At 71.1% G+C, this 17840-nt stretch carries 17 protein-coding genes; 8 read left to right on the top strand and 9 right to left on the bottom strand.

Annotation, left to right across the window (positions count from 1 at the left end):
• Positions 1-136 precede the first annotated feature (136 nt).
• Positions 137-1894 carry an ABC transporter ATP-binding protein gene (locus NON00_RS16060; protein WP_256022947.1) on the top strand — a complete coding sequence of 586 codons (1758 nt, stop codon included), beginning with the start codon at positions 137-139 and terminating at the stop codon, positions 1892-1894.
• 141 nt (positions 1895-2035) lie between these two features.
• Complete coding sequence (locus NON00_RS16055; protein WP_256022944.1) at positions 2036-4273, top strand: TonB-dependent siderophore receptor; 2238 nt, start codon at positions 2036-2038, stop codon at positions 4271-4273.
• 111 nt (positions 4274-4384) lie between these two features.
• Here the strand turns inward: NON00_RS16055 and NON00_RS16050 are convergent, their stop codons facing one another.
• A complete protein-coding gene (locus tag NON00_RS16050) occupies positions 4385-4660 on the bottom strand; it encodes a hypothetical protein (RefSeq protein WP_256022942.1) in 276 nt (91 codons plus the stop codon).
• A 172-nt stretch (positions 4661-4832) separates the two neighbouring features.
• Positions 4833-7313, bottom strand: coding sequence for a mechanosensitive ion channel domain-containing protein (locus NON00_RS16045; protein WP_256022940.1), 2481 nt, complete (start codon positions 7311-7313; stop codon positions 4833-4835).
• A 174-nt stretch (positions 7314-7487) separates the two neighbouring features.
• Between NON00_RS16045 and NON00_RS16040 the strand changes: the two genes are divergently transcribed.
• The 4 genes from NON00_RS16040 (at position 7488) to NON00_RS16025 (ending at position 10527) form a co-directional block, all read left to right on the top strand.
• Entirely contained in the window at positions 7488-7682 is a 195-nt protein-coding gene (locus NON00_RS16040) for a twin transmembrane helix small protein (protein ID WP_256022937.1), read from the top strand.
• Between the two features lie 166 nt (positions 7683-7848).
• Positions 7849-8595 carry an electron transfer flavoprotein subunit beta/FixA family protein gene (locus NON00_RS16035; RefSeq protein WP_256022934.1) on the top strand — a complete coding sequence of 249 codons (747 nt, stop codon included), beginning with the start codon at positions 7849-7851 and terminating at the stop codon, positions 8593-8595.
• A 2-nt stretch (positions 8596-8597) separates the two neighbouring features.
• Positions 8598-9524, top strand: coding sequence for an electron transfer flavoprotein subunit alpha/FixB family protein (locus tag NON00_RS16030; protein WP_256022931.1), 927 nt, complete (start codon positions 8598-8600; stop codon positions 9522-9524).
• A 124-nt stretch (positions 9525-9648) separates the two neighbouring features.
• The gene (locus tag NON00_RS16025; protein WP_256022929.1) at positions 9649-10527 is read left to right on the top strand and encodes a 3-hydroxybutyryl-CoA dehydrogenase; all 879 of its coding nucleotides are present in this window, start codon (positions 9649-9651) and stop codon (positions 10525-10527) included.
• 85 nt (positions 10528-10612) lie between these two features.
• Here NON00_RS16025 and NON00_RS16020 read toward each other — a convergent pair whose 3' ends face one another.
• Together NON00_RS16020 and NON00_RS16015 are read right to left on the bottom strand one after the other, a co-directional pair.
• Positions 10613-10948: a glycosyl transferase family 39 gene (locus tag NON00_RS16020; protein WP_256022927.1), complete on the bottom strand. Its 336-nt coding sequence runs from the start codon at positions 10946-10948 to the stop codon at positions 10613-10615.
• 134 nt (positions 10949-11082) lie between these two features.
• Positions 11083-11589 carry a pyridoxamine 5'-phosphate oxidase family protein gene (locus tag NON00_RS16015; protein ID WP_256022924.1) on the bottom strand — a complete coding sequence of 169 codons (507 nt, stop codon included), beginning with the start codon at positions 11587-11589 and terminating at the stop codon, positions 11083-11085.
• Positions 11590-11709: 120 nt separating this feature from the next.
• Between NON00_RS16015 and NON00_RS16010 the strand changes: the two genes are divergently transcribed.
• The gene (locus NON00_RS16010) at positions 11710-12492 is read left to right on the top strand and encodes an enoyl-CoA hydratase/isomerase family protein (protein WP_256022921.1); all 783 of its coding nucleotides are present in this window, start codon (positions 11710-11712) and stop codon (positions 12490-12492) included.
• 262 nt (positions 12493-12754) lie between these two features.
• On the opposite strand, the gene NON00_RS16005 is transcribed toward NON00_RS16010, so the two are convergent.
• Entirely contained in the window at positions 12755-13453 is a 699-nt protein-coding gene (locus NON00_RS16005) for a CBS domain-containing protein (RefSeq protein WP_256022918.1), read from the bottom strand.
• A gap of 135 nt (positions 13454-13588) precedes the next feature.
• On the opposite strand from NON00_RS16005, the gene NON00_RS16000 reads away from it, so the two are divergent.
• Complete coding sequence (locus NON00_RS16000) at positions 13589-14260, top strand: YjbF family lipoprotein (RefSeq protein WP_256022915.1); 672 nt, start codon at positions 13589-13591, stop codon at positions 14258-14260.
• Here the strand turns inward: NON00_RS16000 and NON00_RS15995 are convergent.
• The 4 genes from NON00_RS15995 to NON00_RS15980 form a co-directional block, all read right to left on the bottom strand.
• A complete protein-coding gene (locus tag NON00_RS15995; RefSeq protein WP_256022913.1) occupies positions 14241-15299 on the bottom strand; it encodes a glycosyltransferase family 4 protein in 1059 nt (352 codons plus the stop codon). The two genes, NON00_RS16000 and NON00_RS15995, sit on opposite strands and share 20 nt — an antisense overlap.
• A gap of 162 nt (positions 15300-15461) precedes the next feature.
• Positions 15462-16235 (bottom strand): FkbM family methyltransferase, encoded by a 774-nt coding sequence (locus tag NON00_RS15990; protein WP_256022911.1) that lies wholly within the window; start codon positions 16233-16235, stop codon positions 15462-15464.
• Positions 16232-17092, bottom strand: coding sequence for a VOC family protein (locus NON00_RS15985; protein WP_256022909.1), 861 nt, complete (start codon positions 17090-17092; stop codon positions 16232-16234). The genes NON00_RS15990 and NON00_RS15985 overlap by 4 nt, the downstream gene beginning before the upstream one ends.
• On the bottom strand, positions 17089-17745 hold the full coding sequence (locus NON00_RS15980) for a glutathione S-transferase (RefSeq protein ID WP_256022908.1): 657 nt from the start codon (positions 17743-17745) through the stop codon (positions 17089-17091). Before NON00_RS15980 ends, NON00_RS15985 begins: the two co-directional genes overlap by 4 nt.
• Between the last annotated feature and the right edge of the window lie 95 nt (positions 17746-17840).

Below are 17840 nucleotides of genomic sequence, written 5' to 3'. Positions count from 1 at the left end.
ATTTTTTAAACTAAGTGTGGTGGGCTGGTTTATGTTTATATGAGACCACCCCCGCCGGGGTGGCACGGCCACCCCGAGCCCCGCGGTCAGTTTGGCGCCTTCGCGCAATGCGGCAGGGATGTGCTAAGCGCCAGCCATGGCCCGTCTCCCCGCCCCCGAAACCACCAAAGCCCTCACCGCGCGCCTGTGGCGGCACTATGTGCGCCACCACAGGCGGGGCATCGCCTTCGCCCTGCTCTGCACGGCGGCCCTGGCGGGGTTCACGGCGCTCTACCCGCTCGTCATCCAGCAGGCTTTTGATCTGTTCACGGCCGGGGATACCCGCATCGTCTGGCTGGTGCCGCCCGCCATCATCGTCATCACCGCGCTGAAATCCCTGGCGCAGTACGGGCAGGCCGTTTCCGTCCAGGCGGTGGTCCTGCGCGTCATCGAGGCGGTGCAGAACGATCTCTTCCGCGCCCTGACCCGGGCCGACTACGCCACCGTGGCGCAGGAGGCACCGGCCCGCCACGCCGCCCGCTTCACCGCCGATGCCCAGGCCATCCGCGAAGCGCTGACCAAGGCCATCAACGCCCTGGCGGACGGGCTCACCGTCGTCGGCCTCGTCATCGCCATGGTCTGGCTGGACTGGCATATGAGCCTCGTCCTGCTGCTGCTCTACCCGCTGGCGGTGGTGCCGATGACGCGGCTGGGCAAGCGCATCCGCCGCGCCTCTGGCGGCATGCAGGAGCGCGTGGGCGAGGCCGCGGCCATGCTGACGGAAAGCTTCTCCGCCGCCCGCGTCGTCCGCAGCTACGGGCTGGAGGCGCAGGAGGAGCAGCGCGCCGCCCGCGCCTTCGCCGCCCTGCGCGAGGCGCTGCTGGCCATCGCCCGCACCCGCAGCAAGCTCGACCCCATGCTGGAGGCGCTGGGCGGCCTGGCCGTGGCCGGCGTGCTGGCCTTTGTCGGCTGGAAGGTCAGCAGCGGCCTCGGCACGGTGGGCGACTTCACCGGCTTCATCTCCGCCCTGCTGCTGGCCACCCGGCCGATGCGCGCCCTCGGCTCGCTGAACGCCGCGCTGCAGGAGGGCTTTGGCGGGCTGACCCGCGTCTTCGCCGTGATGGACCGGCCGCGCAGCGTCGCCACCCCGCCCGGCACCCCCACCCTGCCGGAGGGGCCGGGGCGCCTCGCCTTCGAGGGCGTCGGCTTCCGCTACCCCGGGCTGGAGCAGGTGGCGCTGGCGGACCTCTCCTTCAGCGCCGAGCCGGGGCAGACGGTGGCGCTGGTCGGCCCCTCCGGCGCCGGCAAATCCACCGCGCTGGCCCTGCTGCCGCGCCTCTACGACCCCACCGCCGGGCGCATCACCCTGGATGGGGCGGAGATCCACGCCGTCTCCCTCGCCTCCCTGCGCGCCGCCATCGCCTATGTCGGGCAGGATGCGGTGATCTTCGACGACAGCGCCTTCGCCAACATCGCCTGCGGCCATCCCGGCGCCGATCCCGCGGCGGTGGAGGCGGCGGCCCGCGCGGCGGCGGCGCATGATTTCATCGCCGCCCTGCCGCGAGGCTATGACACGGTGCTGGGCCCGGGCGGCTCCCGCCTCTCCGGCGGGCAGCGCCAGCGCATCGCCCTCGCCCGCGCCCTGCTGCGCAACCCGCGCGTGCTGCTGCTGGACGAGGCCACCAGCGCCCTCGACGCCGAGAACGAGGCCGCCATCGGCCGCGCGCTGGAGCATCTGCGCCAGGGCCGCACCACGCTGGTGGTGGCGCATCGCCTCGCCACGGTGCAGGCCGCCGACTGCATCGTGGTGATGCAGGAGGGCCGCGTGGCCGAGCAGGGCCGCCATGCCGAGCTGATGGCGCAGGATGGGCTTTATGCCCGCATGGTCCGCACCCAGGCCTTCGCCGTGGCCTAGCGGGAGAGGCCGGCGGAAGCGGGGGCGGGATGGAACCAATGCGGCGCCATCACGATCCTGAAATGAGAATAATTATCATTAACATTGCGGACGGGGCTGCCTAGAAGACTGCGAACGATTCGCAGAACGAGCCGAGGTTCCATGCCCCTCCTCCCGCAGCGCCGCGCGCTTTTGCTCTCCGCCACCGCCCTTGCCGGCGTGCTGGCCCTGGCGGAGGGTGTCGCCCCGGCCCTCGCTCAACAGACCGCCCAACAGGCCCCCCAACAGACCCCCCAACAGACCCCCCAACAGACCCAAGCCACGGCACAGGGCAGCGTGGTGCTGCCCGAGATCTCGGTGAGCGGCCGCGCCGAGCGCGCCCTGGAACCGGTCCCCGGCTTCGTCGCCCGCCAGACCATCACCGGCACCAAGACCGACACGCCGCTGGTCGAGGTGCCGCAATCCATCTCCGTCATCACGCGGGACTCGCTGGATGCGCGGCAGGCGCAGTCCATCGAGGAAGCCATGGCCTACAGCGCCGGCGTGCAGGTGGCGCCCTATGGCAATTCCGGCCGCTATGACTGGTTCCGCATCCGTGGCTTCTCGGCCGATACCTATGGCCTCTTCCTCGACGGGCTGCGCTACCAGCTCGGCAACCTGACCGGGAAGTTCGAGCCCTATGGGCTGGAGCGGCTGGAGGTGGTGCGCGGCCCGGCCTCCGTGCTGTTCGGCCAGAACGAGCCGGGCGGGCTGGTGAACATGGTCTCCCGCCGCCCCGCGGAGGAGGCGCATGGCGAGATCCGCCTCTCCGCCGGCACGCATGACCGCAAGCAGGGCGAGTTCACCACCAGCGGCCCCCTCGATGCCGAGGGCAAGTGGTCCTACAGCCTGACCGGCCTGCTGCGGGACGCCAACCTGCAGAGCGGCACCGGCAAGGATGACCGCGCCTTCATCGCCCCCAGCCTGCAATGGCGGCCGGACGACAACACCCGCATCACCTTCCTCGCCCATTACCAGCGCGACCGCACCCATGGGGATGAGTTCCTCCCCTATCTCGGCACCGTCATCCCCTCCGCCCGCGGCCGCATCGGCACCGGCATCTTCAGCGGGGAGCCGGATCTCGACCACTACAACCGCACCTCCTGGGCGCTGGGCTATGAGGTGGAGCACCGCTTCAACGCCGTCTTCGCCGTCCGCCAGAACCTCCGCTACACCAAGGCCGATTACGACTGGTACCAGACCTATGGCATCGGCCTCGCCTCCGGCAGCCAGAGCACGCTCAACCGGCTGGCCTATGACGCGCAGGTGGATGCCTCGGCCATCGCGGTGGACAACCAGGCGGAGGCGCGCTTCACCACCGGGCCGCTGCGCCACACCGTGCTGGCCGGCTTCGACTTCAGCCGCACCCTCTACAATATCCGCAGCCAGTATGGCCTCGCCTCCGGCCTCGACCTCTACAACCCGGTCTATTCCGGCGTGCGGCCGGCCATGGTGGCGCTCAACAACGGCACCACCGCCACCAACCAGTTCGGCGCCTATCTCCAGGACCAGGTGAAGCTCGGCGAGCACTGGGTGGCCACACTCGGCCTGCGCCAGGACTGGTATGACCAGGACATCACCAACGGCAGCACCGGCAGCCGCAGCAGCCAGAGCGGGGACTCCTTCACCTGGCGCGCCGGGCTGACCTACCTCGCCCCCAATGGCCTCGCGCCCTATGTCAGCTACTCCGAGTCCTTCCTGCCGGACACGGGCACCAACTTCTATGGCGAGGCCTACAAGCCCACCACCGGCCAGCAATACGAGATCGGCCTGAAGTACCAGCCGCCCGGGCGCGCCAGCTTCCTCCAGGCCGCGCTGTTCGACCTGACCAAGCAGAACGTCAAGACCACCGACCCCGCCAATGCCGCCAACAGCGTGCAGACGGGCGAGATCCGCGTCCGCGGCGCCGAGCTGGAAGGCGTGGCCCATCTCTGGGGCGGGCTGAACGTCATCGCCTCCGCCACCTGGTGGGATGCCGAGATCACCAGGACCAACACCGCCAGCGCGCGCGGCCGGCGCCCGAGCGGCATCCCCGAATGGATGGCCTCCCTCTACACGGAATACGGCTTCGGCCAGGAGGCCGGGCGGCTCGACGGGCTGACGCTGGGCGGCGGCATCCGCTTCATCGGCCGCACCCCGGCCGGCGACGACCACGTGGCCACCGTCCCCTCCGCCACCCTCTTCGACGCCTCGCTGCGCTACGACCTGTCGAAGCTCGGCACCACCTTCAACGGCTACAGCGCCCAGCTCAACGCCCGCAACCTGGAAGACAAGCGCTACGTCGCCACCTGCGGCAGCCTCAGCTCCTGCTTCTACGGCGAAGGCCGCAGCATCATCGGCACCCTCGCCTACCGCTGGTGATTTTCTTTCGGCTGCCGGTCAGGGCCGGGACGGGAGGGGCTGCACTCAGCCCCTCCGCTCCGGCCCAGGGGAAGCGCCTGGGGGGGCGCCCTCTGCCCCTCCGGGGGTGCCTCAGGCGGCGAGGCGGATGCGGCGGCCTTCCATCGCCTCGACGCGCAGCACGCCGACGATCTGCCCCAGATTCCCGGCGACGAGGTGGATCATCTCCACCGGCATGGCATCCAGCCCGATCTCGACCCGCATGGTCTCGCCCTCGCGCTGGGCGCGCAGGCGGTCGGGGGTGAGGTCACGCTTGGCCAGCGGCTCCAGCACGCGGGAGAGCACGCCGGGATAAGCCTCGGCAACCACGGTGAAGCGGGCGGCCGTGAGGGCAACGCAGTCAGACATAGGGGAAATTTCCGGATCAAGGCGGAAGGGAAGCAGGCGCGCGGGGGAACTCCCGGCCGCTGCCCCCCCGCAGGGCGCTCAGGCGGCCGGGCCGCTAATGATGATCCGGATGGTCCGAATGCGGCGCATGGGCGGCAGGATAGGCCCCTCCCGCCGCCCGATGCAAGCGGCTTCAGCCGTTGGCGGTGGCCGGACCGGCGCCCGAACCGGCGCCCGAACCGGCTCCGGGGCTGGCGGGCTGGGAGGTCGCAGGCTGGGCCTGGGAGGCCTGCCCTTCCAGGATCAGCGTCTGGCGCGAGGCCGGGATCTCGATCCCCAGCTCCGAGAAGCGCTGGTTGATGCGGCGGTTCATCTCGCGCAGCACGCTCCAGCGCTGGATCGGCTCCGTCTTCACCCGCACGCGCAGGATCGGCCCGTCCGGCGTCAGCTGGTTGACGCCGAGCACCTCCAGCTCGTCACGGATGGCCAGGCCCCATTTGGCCTCGCTGCGCATCTCGCGGCAGATGCCGGAGAGCACCTCCACCACCCGGTCCGTATCCTCGCGGTAGCTCACCTGGACATCGAGCACGGCGAAGGAGAAGTCGCGCGTCATGTTCGTCACCGCCGAGACGGTGCTGAAGGGGATGATGTGGATGCTGCCATCCGTATCGCGCAGCGTGATGGAGCGGATGGAGAGCTTCTCCACCACCCCGCTCTTGCCGCCGAGATTGACGACATCGCCCACCGCCATCGCATCCTCGAAGAGCAGGAAGACGCCGGTGATGACATCCTGCACCAGCTTCTGCGAGCCGAAGCCCAGCGCCAGGCCGATGACACCGGCACCGGCCAGCAGCGGCGCGACATTGACGCCGAGTTCCGTCAGCAGGTTGAAGGCGACGAAGAGCAGGATGACGATGAGCAGCGTGGTGCGCAGCATCGGCACCAGGGTGCGCACCCGCGCGCTGCGCGCCGCCTGCGCATCGCGCGAGAGGCGGTCGAGGTGGCGCTGGATGGCGGCGTTCACCGTCTCCCACACCAGGGCGGCGATGGCGGCGGTGAAGCCCACCGAGAGCAGCGAATGCAGCAGCTGGCTGCCGAGCGAGCCGGGCGCGAACCAGGCGAAGGAGCGGATGCCCCAGACCTCCAGCAGGGTCAGCACCGTCAGCACCGTCAGCACGGCGGAGACAATGCTCTTGAGCATGGGCACGTAGCGGTTGGCCCGCGCCTCCAGCGCCGGGTAGCGCCCGGCGAGGTCCATGGAGATGCGGAAACTGCCGGAGAGGGCGCGGCGCAGCAGCATGTCCAGCGCCTTGGCCGTGGCCAGCACCACCAGCGTCAGCACGCTGGCGCGCAGCAGGCGGCTGAAGCCGTCCCGCACCTCAAGCGCCCAGACGCCCCAGAGCGCGAGCAGGTAGAGGATGGCCAGGATGTGCCAGACCTCGGCCAGCCAGTCGCGCAGGCGGCGCAGGGCGCGGCGGGAGGCATTGGGCGAATCGCCGGGCTTCAGCGGCGGCGCGCGCAGCACGCTGGCCACCGCCACCCGGTTCTGCAGCACGATGATGCCGAGGAAGACGGAGGCGACCAGCAGCACCAGGCGCAGGATGGCGTCATAGGCGCCCCAGGGCAGGCCGAAAAGCAGCCCGGCCTCGGCCACCGCCCAGCCGGTGATCAGCACCACCACCAGCCGGCGCAGCCAGATGGTGACATAGGCGGCGGTGAGATCGCCGCAGGGCAGCACGCGCAGATGCGCGCTGGCCGGCGAGAACAGCATGCGCGCCAGCGCCATCAGCATGCGGCAGGCGATATAGGCGTTGTTGGCGGTGAGCAGGACGAGCTGCGTGGTGGGCAGCGGCCGCACCGCGCCGATCAGCCCGTAGGACAGCACGGCGAAGGCGGCGATGGGCAGCAGGTCGAGCACCAGCCGGCCGAGCACCAGCGGCACGCGGCGCAGCCGGGCCCAGCCCTGGAGCGGGGCGGTGGGGGCGGCGGCATCCAGCCGTCGGCGCGGCCCCTCCAGCGCGCGCCACACAGCCCATTCCGCCAGCACGCCGAGGCCGAGCAGCAGCGCCAGCTTCCACGAGGCGTCGGTCACGCGCTTCTGCGTCACCGGGTCGCGCACGGAGGAGGAGAACCACGCCACCAGCGAGGGCAGGTCGGTGATCGCCTCCGCCGCGCGGACGATCTGCTCGGAGAGCCAGGAGAGGCGCTGCGAGGCGCCGATGAGGATCTGCCCGCCGAGGGTATTGGGGGCCAGAAGCTGCTCCACCGCCGCGGCGGGGGCGGGGGCGGGGGCGGGGGCCGGCGGGGTGGCCCCCGCGGCGGCGCCCTGGCCGCTACCTTGGCCACCGCTCTGGCCACCAGTTGGGGCCGCAGCCCCCTGGGCGCTCCCCTGGGCGGTGGCGCCCCCCTGGCCGGTGGTGCCACCCTGGGGCGGGCGGGCGGCGGCGCGCTCGGCGGCGGCCAGGGCCTCCAGGGTGCGCAGCAGTTCGGCGCGGCGGGCATCGTCGCGCAGCAGGCCCAGCAGGCGCTGCGCCTCGGCCGCCGGCAGGGCATTGGCGGCCGGCGGCGGGGCCGCCGCCTGGGGGGATGTCTGGGGGGCCGTCTGGGCAAGGACCGTCTGGCTGGCCGGAAGGGCCAGGGCCAGCAGCATCAGGAGGGCAGGCAGGATGCGCATGGCGCGAAGCCCAAGCGCAAGGGCGGCCCAGGGTCAAGCCACGTTAGGGTCAGGCCGCGCGTTCCGGTGTGGAAAGCGGGGCGCGGGTGGCGGGCGGATGAAACAATGGCAGGCTTCACCCGGCCCGCCCCCGCAACGGCTTGCCGGGGGGCGATTCCGCGCTAAGTGGCAGGGATGCAGATCCTCCTCTCCATCCTGCTCGGCCTCGCCATGCTGGGCACGCTCGGCGTGCTGATGGCCGGCATGTTCACCATGGGGCGCGGCGAAGACGGCGGCGCGCGCTCCAACCGCCTGATGCGCTGGCGCGTCGGGCTCCAGGGTGCCGCCATCCTGCTGTTCGTGCTGCTGATGCTGGTGATGCGGGGCTGAAGCCCCCTCACCTTGCCTCGGCCTCACGGCCCGCCTAGGCTCGCGCCGCAACGGCACAACGGACCCCGCGAGGGGCCGGCGGCGGGCCTCGCCTCTCTTCCGGGCGGCGGGGATCTGGCGCCGGGGCACTCCGGTTGAAACCCAGAAAGCAGGACACGGCCAGGCGATGAAGCTTCTCGTCCCCGTCAAGCGGGTTGTGGATTACAATGTGAAGGTCCGCGTCAAGGCGGACGGCACCGGCGTCGAGACGGCCAACGTCAAGATGTCGATGAACCCCTTCGACGAGATCGCCGTCGAAGAGGCCGTCCGGCTGAAGGAGAAGGGCGCGGCCACCGAGATCGTCGCCGTCTCCATCGGCCCGGCGCAGGCGCAGGAGCAGCTGCGCACCGCCCTCGCCATGGGCGCCGACCGCGGCATCCTGGTCGAGGCCGAGGGCACGGAGCCGCTCGGCGTCGCCAAGATCCTCAAGGCGCTGGTCGACCGCGAGCAGCCCGGCCTCGTCATCATGGGCAAGCAGGCCATCGATGACGACATGAACGCCACCGGCCAGATGCTGGCGGCGCTGCTGGGCTGGGCCCAGGGCACCTTCGCCAGCAAGGTCGAGATCGACGGGCAGACCGCCAAGGTCACCCGCGAGGTCGATGGCGGGCTGGAGACGGTGGCGCTGGCGCTGCCGGCCATCGTCACCACCGACCTGCGGCTGAACGAGCCGCGCTATGCCTCGCTGCCCAACATCATGAAGGCGCGCAAGAAGCCGCTGGAGACGGTGAAGCCCGCCGATCTCGGCGTCGACGCCACGCCGCGCCTGACGGTGCTGAAGGTGGAGGAGCCGCCGAAGCGCCAGGCCGGGGTGAAGGTGTCCTCCGTCGCCGAGCTGGTGGCGAAGCTCAAGACCGAAGCGAAGGTGATCTGACCATGGCCGTCCTCGTCCTCGCCGACCGCAGCGGCGCGACCGTCAGCCAGCCCACCCGCAGCGCCGTGGCCGCCGCGCTGCAGATCAGCCCCGAGGTGCATGTCCTCGTCCTGGGCGATGCGGCCGCCGCCGCCGCGGCGGCGAAGCTGCCCGGCGTCGCCAGGGTGCTGACCGCCGAGGGCCCGGCCTATGAGCACGGGCTGGCCGAGCCGGCCGCCGCGCTGCTGGTGGCGCTGGCCCCGGGCTACAGCCACCTGCTCGCCCCCGGCAGCGCCATGGGCAAGAACATCCTGCCGCGCGCCGCCGCGCTGCTGGATGTGCAGATCATCACCGACATCGCCGGCGTGGTCGATGCCGACACCTTCCGCCGCTTCATCTATGCCGGCAACGCGCTGGCCACGGTGAGGAGCAGCGACGCGAGGAAGGTGCTGACGGTGCGCGCCGCCTCCTTCGACCCGGTGGCGGCCGAGGGCGGCAGCGCCGCCATCGAGGCCGCGCCGGGCGCCGCCGATCCCGGCCTCTCCCGCTTCGTCGGCGCCGAGCTGGCGCAGAGCGAGCGGCCGGAGCTGACGGCGGCGCGCATCGTCGTCTCGGGCGGGCGGGCGATGGGCTCGGCGGAGAATTTCGCCATCATCGAGCGCGTGGCGGACAAGCTGGGCGCGGCCGTCGGCGCCTCGCGCGCCGCCGTCGATGCCGGCTATGCCCCGAACGACCACCAGGTGGGCCAGACCGGCAAGATCGTGGCGCCGGAGCTCTACATCGCGGTGGGCATCTCGGGCGCCATCCAGCACCTCGCCGGCATGAAGGACAGCAAGGTGATCGTCGCCATCAACAAGGACGAGGAGGCGCCGATCTTCCAGGTGGCCGACTATGGCCTGGTGGGCGACCTGTTCAAGCTTCTCCCCGAGCTGGAAGCCGAACTCGGCTAACCCCGGCTTTTCGTTTCCCTGCTAGGCTGACGGCGGGGTCCGGGGTAGCCCTGCTACCCCGGCGGAGGGGCCTGGGGAGGCCGCGCCTCCCCAGACTATCCTGTCCTCAAAAGGAGAATCGCTCGTGGCGGAAATCCAGTCAGTCGGCGTGATCGGCGCCGGGCAGATGGGCAATGGCATCGCCCATGTGGCGGCCCAGGCGGGGCTGCCCGTCACGCTGGTGGATGTGAACCCGGCGGCGCTGGAGAAGGCGCTGGCGACCATCGCGAAGAACATGGACCGCCAGGTCCAGAAGGGCGCGCTGACCGCCGAGGCGAAGGCGGAGGCGCTGGCGCGCATCACCACCGCCACCGCCACCGAGTCGCTGGCGCCCTGCGATATCGTCATCGAGGCGGCGACGGAGCGGGAGGAGACGAAGATCGCCATCTTCAAATCCGTCTGCGCCGTGCTGAAGCCGGAGGCGATCCTGGCCTCCAACACCTCCTCGATCCCCATCACCCGGCTGGCGGCGGCGACCGACCGGCCGGAGCGCTTCATCGGCATGCACTTCATGAACCCGGTGCCGGTGATGAAGCTGGTGGAGATCATCCGCGGCATCGCCACTTCCGACGCCACCTTCGCCGCCGTGGCCACGCTGGCCGGGCGGCTGGGCAAGACCACCGCCGTGGCGCAGGACTACCCGGCCTTCATCGTCAACCGCGTGCTGATCCCGATGATCAACGAGGCGGTGCAGACCTTGCAGGAAGGCGTGGGCGATGTCCGCTCGATCGACGCGGCGATGAAGCTCGGCGCCAACCACCCGATGGGCCCGCTGGAACTCGGCGATTTCATCGGGCTGGATACCTGCCTCGCCATCATGCGGGTGCTGCATGAGGGCATGGGGGACAGCAAATACCGCCCCTCCCCGCTGCTGGTGAAGTATGTCGAGGCCGGCTGGCTGGGGCGCAAGGCGGGCAAGGGCTTCTACGACTACAGCCAGACCCCGCCCGTGCCGAGCCGCTGAGTTTTTGCTTCGTCCCAGGGCGGAGACAGAAAAGGCCCGGAGGGGAGCCCTCCGGGCCTTTTCTCATCGTCCGGCGCCGCCGGCATCAGCCGCGCACCGCGCCCGTGCCGAAGCCGCCGAAGGCATTGGCGGAATTGCCCACCGGCTGGGCGAGGTTGCCGCCATGGGCGCGGGAGGTCGCCACCGGGGCGGCGAGCGGGTTGCCATCGGCCTGGGCGTTGTTGCCCACCGCCTCAGGGATGCCGGCCGCGTCATGGGACTGCGTCACCGCCATCGCGTAGGCGAAGGGGCTGCTGGTCGAGCCGTTATTGGCGTTCTCGAAGAGGTCACGCGCCTGGGCCGAGCCGGGGGCCAGGATGGGGAGCGCGGCGGCCAGGCCGGCGGCCAGGGCCAGGGCGCGGAAGGCGGAAAGGTTGGACATCGTCTTGTTCCTCAAAGCGTTGTGGGGCTGTGCCCCTGCGGTGAGGAAGAGATAGACGCGCCAACCATCTTATTCCAATTGCGATACCCGATCCCAATCATCGTTAAAACAGATGAAACTCCAGCCCCACCGCCTCAGCCAAAGGCGGTCCTGGCATCCTCCCGCGCAGGGGACGCCCGGCCGATGGCCTGGGTCTGGGAATAGCCGAAGGTGAAGCGCAGGCTGGAGGAAGCGCCATCCCAGTATTCGGCGCCCTCCACATCGACGGCGATCAGCCCGACCGCGCTGCTCTCCGGCCCCTCGGGCAGCCAGGTGCGCATCGGCTCGGTCCAGAGTTCCCGCTTCTTCGCGGCATCGGTGACGATGTGGCCGCGCCCGAAGAGGGAGGCGTAGTCCTGGCTCTCCACATCGGCATAGCCGAGCAGCACGCGCGAATCATGGCGCAGCTCCGCCACCTTCGGGCTGTCGAGCCGGGTGAAGAACCACAGGGTGAGGTCGTCATGCTCTGCCATCAGGCCCCGCATCGGGCGGCCGTGCAGGCGGCCCTGCATGTCCACCGTGGTCATGATGGCGGTGCCGATGCCGGCGACCATCTCACGCACCTTGATGCGCGCCTCATTGTCGTCCTGGGCGCTGCGCATGGCCTGTTCCTCCGCATGTTGCAGTCTCTCATCAACCGCGGGCGGCGTCCGGAGTTGCCGCCAGGGGGCGGTTGATGGCCCTGGTTGACAGCATCGTGCTGTCCCCGCACCGTTCCTTCCATGCCCCATCCGCAGATCCGCATCCGCCGCGCGGGCCCGGTCGCCACGGTGCTGATCGACCGGGCCGAGAAACGCAACTGCCTCGACCTCCCGATGTGGGAGGCCATGGCCGAGGCGTTCCAGGCCCTTTCCGCCGAGGAAAGCCTGGGCTGCGTGCTGCTGCGCGGTGCCGGGGAGGCCGCCTTCTGCGCCGGCGCCGATATCGCCGATTTCACGCACGACATCGCGGACCCGGCGCGGCAGGCCCGGCAGTCCGATGCGCTGGAGGCCACCATCACCGCCATCCGCGATTGCGCGCACCCCGTGGTGGCGGCGGTGTCCGGCTGGTGCATGGGCGGCGGCGCGGCGCTGGCCACCGCCTGCGACTTCCGCGTGGGCGGGCCGGGCACGCGGATCGGCATTCCCGCCCGCAGGCTCGGGCTCTGGTATCCCTATGCCGGGCTGGACCTGCTGCTGCGCCTCGTCGGCTATCCGGTGGCGTGTGAGATCATGCTGGAAGGCCGCGTGCTGGGCGGGGAAGAGGCCCAGGCCCTCGGCCTGCTGACGCGCTGCGTGCCCGATGCCGCCGTGTTCGAGGAAGCCACCGCCCTGGCCGCGCGCATCACCGAGGGGGCACCGTTGGCCAACCGCTTCCACAAGCGGGCGCTGCGCGAATTGCGCGGGCCACTGCCCGTCTCGCCCGAGGCGCGGGCCGCCGCGCGCGGCTATGCCAGGACGGAGGATTTCCAGGGGGCGGTGCGGGCCTTCCTGGAGAAAAGGCCGCCAGTTTTTTCAGGAAGGTAGATTCTTCTTTCAGGCTGCCGCCGTCTCCCGGCACAGCGGGACGCCAGACTGAAAAAAGTTTTTTGGTTCTTTTTTTTAAAAAAGAACGTCTGACAGAAAAACAAAAAAGGGAAGGCAGAGGGGGTTCAGGCCCCTGCCCTCCCTGAAGGTCACGAAGCGGGCCGGCCTCCCTGGCGGGAGTAAGGGAGGCTGGCCCGCCCGTGGGATGGCAGGACCGGGAAGGATGCCCCTTCCCCCCGGTCCCGCCACTCTCGCCGGGCGGTTAAGCCGCGGCGAAGAGGTAGGTCGGCAGGGGCTGGGTCTTGTCGACCACGCCCTTCACGCCGGGAATCTGTTCGGCCAGCACCTTGAGGCCGCGCTGCACGGCGGGGCTGCGGCTGAAGCCGTGCAACTCCACGATGCCATCCTTCACATCGACCAGGGTGAAGAAGGTCTCCGCCCAGGGCTCGCGCTTGATGGCGGCGAGCACGGCGCGGCGCAGGCGGTCATCCGAATAGTCGCCGCCCTCGGGCTGCGGCGCCACCAGGGCGCGCAGCAGGTCGGCCCGGCTGACCACGCCGCGCAGGCGGCCCTGGTCCACCACCAGCACGCGGCGGATATGCTTCTCCTCCATCAGCTCCGCGATGGCGGAAACCGGGGTGGAGGGGGTGACGGTGATGACATCCACCGTCATCACATCCGCCGCCGTGGCGCCATGGGTGCTGGCGTAGCGCTCCGCCATGCGGTCGAGATCGGCGAAGAGCTGGCGCAGCAGCCCCATCTGGTGGTCGCCCTGCCCCGCCAGGCGGCGGATCAGGTCGGCCTCGGTGACGATGCCGAGCACCGCGCCATCCCCCGAGAGCACCGGCACCGCGGAAATGCCGCGGTCAGCCAGAAGCTGGGCGATGGCCAGCACCGGCGTCTCCGGGGGAACGGTGACGACATCGGGGGTCATCAGGTCCTTGGCGGTCAGCGGGCTCATGAGGGTTGCTCCTCTTCGATGGCCTCACTCTGGCGCGCCCGGCCCCCCGCCGCCTTGATCCGCATCAAGTCCGCCGGCGGGAGAGGTTTTTTTTTCCTTGGGGCGGGAAACGGGAGGGATTATCACGCAAGCGTGATGATGATGCCCCGCGCCCTGCCTTCCCCCCGCCTGATGCGGCTCCTGCCGGTGCTGCTCCTGGCGTTGGGCGGCTGCGCGTCGGAACTGGCCTCGCTGCAATACATGCTGCCAGAGATGCCGGAGATCTTCTCGCGCAGCGACCGGCCGGACCCGCTGCCCGAGATCAGCACGGCGGAGGATGGGACGCCGAGCCTGCGCCTGTCCTGGCGCGGGCGGCGGGCCATCGCGCTGCTGGTGCAGCAGCATGGCGAGACGCGGCTGTGGCGCAGCCAGGGCGGCGTGGTGGTGGCGACGGACGGGGCGCGCATCACCGCCCTGGCCGGGCTGCGGCAGGGCATCGCCTCCAGCCGGCTGGACGGGCCGGACCCGCTGAACGACACGCTGCTGATCCCGCGCCGGCCGGTGGCACTGCGGCGGCAGCTCGACCTCATCGGCCGGGACAACCGGCCGGAGGGGATGCGCTTCGGCGTGATGCTGAACTGCCGCGTCTCCGCCACGACGGAGGGCGAGGCCCTGCTGGTGCGGGAGCAGTGCAATGGCGCCGGCACCCGCTTTACCAACCGCTACTGGGCGGACCCTGTCTCGGGCGGCGTCTGGCGTTCCGAGCAGTGGGTGGGCGAGGCCGGCGGGATGATGGAAGTGGAGGTGGTCACCCCGCCTTCCAGCTGAGCCCGGCGCGGCGGACGCGCGCGGCCACATAGGCGAGCCAGAGCAGCTGCACCGCCAGCGGCGGCAGCACGACCAGCGGCTTCATGGCCGGGGAGAGGCGCAGGAAGAGCAGCGCCAGCGCCACGTGGAAGGCCGAGAAGCCCCAGTGGATGGCCGCCACCCGCCGGGCGGAGAGGCCGCTGCGCTGGGCCATCTGGTAGAGATGGGTGCGGTGCGGGGCGCTGATGCGCTCCCCCATCGCGGCGCGGCGGAGGATGGTGAAGCCTGTGTCGAAGAGCAGCGCGAAGAGCAGCAGCGGCACCAGCAGGAAGGAGAGCTGCGCGACATCGAGCCGCGCCGCCGCCACGCCGAGCACGGCCATCATGAAGCCGAGGAACTGGCTGCCGACATCGCCCATGAAGATGCGCGCCGGGTTCAGATTGTAGGGCAGGAAGCCGAGGATGCCGGCCCCCAGGATCAGGCTGGCGGCATAGATGAACCAGCCGCCTTCCTGGAGGGCGACGAGGCCGAGCCCGGCGCAGATGATGAGCAGGGAGCCGCCCACCAGCGCGTCCAGCCCATCCATGAAGTTCACCGCATTGGTGCAGGCGATGATCCAGAACAGCGTCAGCGCCGCGCCGGCGAGGCCGAGCGGCACCACGCCGATCCAGGGCAGGGCGAGGCGGTCCACCACCAGCCCGCTGGCGATGGCCACCAGCGCCGCCAGGGCCTGTGCCGCCAGCTTCACCACGAAGCGGAAATCCTTCATGTCGTCGAGCAGGGCGACGATGCCGATGGCGATGGCGGCGAGGATGACGCCGATGAAGCGCGCCTCCGCCATGCGGGCGAATTGCGCCACCTGGTAGAGCACGATCATCCCCACCACGAAGGCGCAGACGATGCCGACGCCGCCGCCCTTGGGGGTGGGCCGGCTATGGGCCTTGCGATGGTCCGGGTGGTCGAGGATGGGGAAGGCGATCATCAGCCGCACCAGCAGGGCGGAGAGCAGCGCGAGCAGCGCGGCGAAGCCCAGATGCGGCAGGAAGGCTTGGAGCGTCATCGGAACGGGGGAACTTCCGGAAGGTCCAGGAAACTCAGTTTCCTGGCGGGGAGGTCCGGAGGGGGCGGAGCCCCCTCTGGGAGACGGTGGAGGTCCGGAGGGGGCGGAGCCCCCTCTGGGAGACGGTGGAGGTATAGAGAGGGAGGATCCTCTCCGGCACGGTCAGGCGGTGACCCGCTGCGCTTCGAGGGAGGCGTAGACATCGCCGGAATTCACCGAATCCGGCAGCGCCTCCAGCCAGCGGGAGAGGGTTCCGGCATGCACCGGCGCGGGCAGGACGAAGCGGTGCTCCTCCCCCACACAGGCATTGAAGGCATAATCCCCGAGGCTTTCCAGCGTGCGGATGGCATCGAGCGCCACGCGCCGCTGCATCGTGGTGAACTCGAAGGAGAGCGAGCGCACCGGCTTCGACAGCCCGGCCAGGACGGAGGCCTCGTAGCCCTCGACATCGAGCTTGATGAAATGCGGCGTGCCGTGCCCGGCCGCCAGCGCGTCGAGGGTGGTGACGGGCAGGGTGATGGCGCCATCCCACACCTGGTCCTTCCATCCCTCGGCGCGGGCGGCGGCCTTGATGAAGGCTTCCGAGGCGGTGGCGACGGTCGGGTTGGCGGCGTTGAGATGCAGCCGCCCCTCCCCCTTCTGGCTGCCGCACAGCGCCTGGAGGATGGCCACCTGCGGATCACCGCGGAAGACCATGCGCAGCAGCCGCGCCAGCCGCGGCTGCGGCTCGACGGCGAGGGCGCGGGCGCCGAGGCGGCGGAAGCTGGCCGTGCGGTCCCCCACATGGGCGCCGATGTCGAAGCCAAGCTCGCCCTCGCCCAGGAAGCGGCCGAGGAAGCCATCCAGCAGTTCCGCCCGGCCGGGCGCGTAGTAGGTGCGCAGGGAACGGCCGATCGCCACCGCCTGCGGCGCCAGGGGGGAAGAGGCGCCGCTCATGCGGCGAAGACCAGGGCGGCGCCGCCGGCCCTTTCGGGCGGCACCATCAGCCCGCCGGGGACGGGGCGCAGTTCATCGCCCAGCCGGGCGCGGAGGGCGGCATTGCCGTCATCGGTGCGCAGCACATGGGCGGCCAGGAAGGGCAGCGCCGGCGCCACGACGCCGGGCAGCACCACCGCCAGCGCCTCCGGCGGCAGGATGCGCACGCGCCCGCGCGCCAGCGGCAGGGCGTAGCCCCCGGCCGGGTCCGGCTCCAGCGCCAGGCCGGTGAGGCGGGAGAGGCCGGCGGCGCTCTCCGCCGCCCCGGCCGAGACGAGGATGACCTCCTCCAGCGCCACGGCGCGGTTGGGGTGGTGGAGCCATGGCTCCTGCCACATCAGTTCCGGCGTCAGGTGCTGCACCAGTTGCAGCCGGCCCTCCGGCGCATCGGGCAGCGGCAGGCGGGAGAAGCGGGCGCGCGGGCCATCCGGGCGGTCGCCCTGGCCATCCACCGGGCGCTCCAGATGGGCGATGCCGGGGATCTCCAGCCCGGCGCGGCGCAGCCGGGCCAGATGCGCCTCCGCATCATCGATGCCGAAGGCCAGGATGTGCATCCCGGTGTAGCGCGCCAGGAACTCGTCCAGCCGGTTGGCGAAGAGCGAGGGGTCCAGGATGGCGAGCAGTTCCAGGTAGCCATCGCGCAGCATGGCGCAGCGGTTGCCGGTGGCGAAGGGCTCCACCGGCAGGTCCGGGCGGCGGCGGCCGGACTGGCGGTTGACGGGCGTCAGGGTGAAGCCCAGCCGCTCATAGGCCGCCCAGAGCGCCGGGCCGTCCCGCGTGCAGAGGCCGGTATGGTCGAGGACGACGGACCCGCTCACGGGGTGGCGCCCTCGTATTTCGGCAGCTTCCATGCCGCCGGCTCGGCCGCCGCCTCGTCATACCAGCGGCGCACCAGCGGATGGGCGCGCACCGCCTCCACATAGGCGCGGCTCAGCGGGGTGAGCTCCGGCTCCCAGGTGAGGAAGCGGCAGACCACGGGGGCGAACATCACATCCGCCCCGGTGAAAGCGGCGCCGAAGAGGAAGGGGCCGCCCTGCGCGCGCAGCGCCTCGGCCCAGATCGCCTCGATGCGGGCGATGTCGGCCAGCGCCTCCGGCGTGCGGCCCTGGCCGGGAAAGCGGTTCAGGATGGTCATCGGCATCGCCATGCGCAGGCCGCGGAAGCCGGCATGCATCTCGGCGGCGATGCTGCGCGCCCAGGCCCGCAGCGCCGGGTCGGCCGGCCAGAGGGCGGGGGAGAACTCGGCGCAGTATTCGAGGATCGCCAGGCTCTCCCAGATGCGGGCGCCGCGATGCTCCAGATAGGGCACGGTGCCGGAGGGGGTCGCCTCCTTCACGGCCGCCGTCGCGCCGCCGGCGAGGGGGATGACAACCTCCTCCACCTCCAGGGCTGCCAGCCGCACCGGCAGCCAGCCCCGCAGGGACCAGGAGGAATACATCTTGGTGCCAATGAACAGGCGGCCTTCCGGCATAGGATTCTCCCTTCGTGACCGGGGGGGGGGGGGGGGGGGGGGGGGGGGGGGGGGGGGGGGGGGGGGGGGGGGGGGGGGGGGGGGGGGGGGGGGGG

Source organism: Roseomonas sp. GC11 (assembly GCF_024437745.1).
Classification (GTDB): domain Bacteria; phylum Pseudomonadota; class Alphaproteobacteria; order Acetobacterales; family Acetobacteraceae; genus Pseudoroseomonas.
Note: the sequence above shows the minus strand (reverse complement) of the source record. Positions and strands in the feature narration are given on the sequence as shown.